A 1,957-nucleotide genomic window follows, 5' to 3' on the forward strand; every position below is an offset into this window, starting at 1 on the left:
TAATATTATTTAATAATATTATTTATTATTCTTTATCAGATAATAATAAAAAATTTGGAGATATAATATTTGCTATTGATTGGGGTGAAAACTGTAAATCTATCAAAGAAAAAAAAAATACTTGCCATAATGATTCTATAGGAAATTGTTCTAGTAGCCAAGGATATTCCTCAAAAGCCTTTGGAGACTGTTCCCATGCTGAAGGTTGTTCTACAAAAGCCTTTGGAGACTGTTCCCATGCTGAAGGTTCTTCTACAAAAGCTATCGGAAACCACTCCCATGCAGAAGGCGAACAAACTCAAGCTACTGGTGTTAATACTCATGCTGAAGGTATTTTATCACAGTCTTCTGGAAACAATTCTCACAGCGAAGGAAAATCTACCGAAGCTACAGGTGCTAATTCCCACAGTGAAGGTGAACAAACTCAGGCTACAGGTGCTAACTCCCATGCAGAAGGTAAATTAACACAGGCTACTAATACTGGATGTCATGCTGAAGGTCATTCTTCTCGTGCCACTGGAACTATTTCTCACGCTGAAGGCTTTGATACTAGAGCTATTGGTAACAATTCTCACAGTGAAGGTACTAGAACAGAAGCTAATGCTGAAAATTCTCATGCTGAAGGTGATTCTACTCAAGCCAGAGGAAATAATTCTCATAGTGAAGGTAAATTAACTAAATCTACAGGTGCTAATTCCCACAGTGAAGGTGAACAAACACAATCCATCGGTAATAATTGTCATGCTGAAGGTAAATTAACAGAAGCTACTAATAATGAATGTCATGCTGAAGGTAACTCTTCTAGTGCTACTGGAACCAGCTCTCACGCTGAAGGTTTTCACACCAAATCTATTGGAAATAATTCTCATAGTGAAGGTAAATCTACTAAAGCTACAGGTGCTAATTCCCACAGTGAAGGTGAACAAACACAAGCTATGGGTGTTAATTCCCATGCGGAAGGTAAATTAACACAAGCCACTAATAATGAATGTCATGCTGAAGGTCATTCTTGTCGTGCTACTGGAATTACCGCTCATGCTGAAGGTTTTGATACTATAGCAAGAGGTAATACTTCCCATTCAGCTGGTACTAGAACAGAAGCTAATGCTGAAAATTCTCACGCAGAGGGATTAAATACTAAAGCATTACATGAAGGTGCTTTTATAATGGGTAAATTTGGACAAACAAAAGGGCCGTACTCCTTCTGCTTAGCTAATGGAACTGATAATAATAATCTTTCATTAGCAGCTAGAATAGATGGTCCAACTAATAAAATGTTTTTAAATAATGGAACCTATGAAACTAGCGGTGCTGACTATGCTGAATTGTTTGAAACTATTCATAGAAATTCAATAGAACCTGGTTATTTTATAGCCTTAGAAAATGATAAAATTAGAATTGCTAATTCTTTTGATGATTATATTTTAGGAGTTTCTTCTGGAAGCCCTTCTGTTTTAGGTAATAGTACAGAATTAGATTGGAAAAATAAATTTTTAAAAGATAAATGGGAACGAGTTCAGTTTACAGAAAAATTAATTCCAGCTACTTTTGATGATAATAATAATATGATAACAGATGAATACTTTCAATTAATTCCAATGTTAAATCCGTCATATGACTCAAGTAAAAAATATATTCCTCGTTCTTCTAGAAAAGAATGGGTAGCCGTAGCACTTATTGGACAAATTAAAGTCAGGGATGACGGAAGCTGTATACCTGGTGGTTTTTGTGTTCCAAACAATGATGGAATTGCTACAAAATCTATGTCTAAACAAGGTTATAGAGTTTTAAAAAGAACAGATATAGATCAGATTTTAATTATATTTAGATAAATGAATAAGTTGTTTTTTCAATTCTTATTATATGAAATTTAAAAGCTATATTTAAATACATTAAAACCAATTTTTCATACTCAAATTGGTTTTAATGTAACATTTTTACATAAAAAGATATATAT

At 33.7% G+C, this 1,957-nt stretch carries 1 protein-coding gene; it reads left to right on the forward strand.

Features of this window, described 5'->3' with window-relative positions:
* The coding region (locus GBZ86_RS15420) for a peptidase G2 autoproteolytic cleavage domain-containing protein (RefSeq protein ID WP_152892131.1) at nucleotides 1–1,832 on the forward strand (1,832 nt) is incomplete at its 5' end.
* Nucleotides 1,833–1,957: the final 125 nt, after the last annotated feature.

Origin of the sequence: Clostridium tarantellae, from assembly GCF_009295725.1 — a bacterium.
Lineage (GTDB): Bacteria > Bacillota > Clostridia > Clostridiales > Clostridiaceae > Sarcina > Sarcina tarantellae.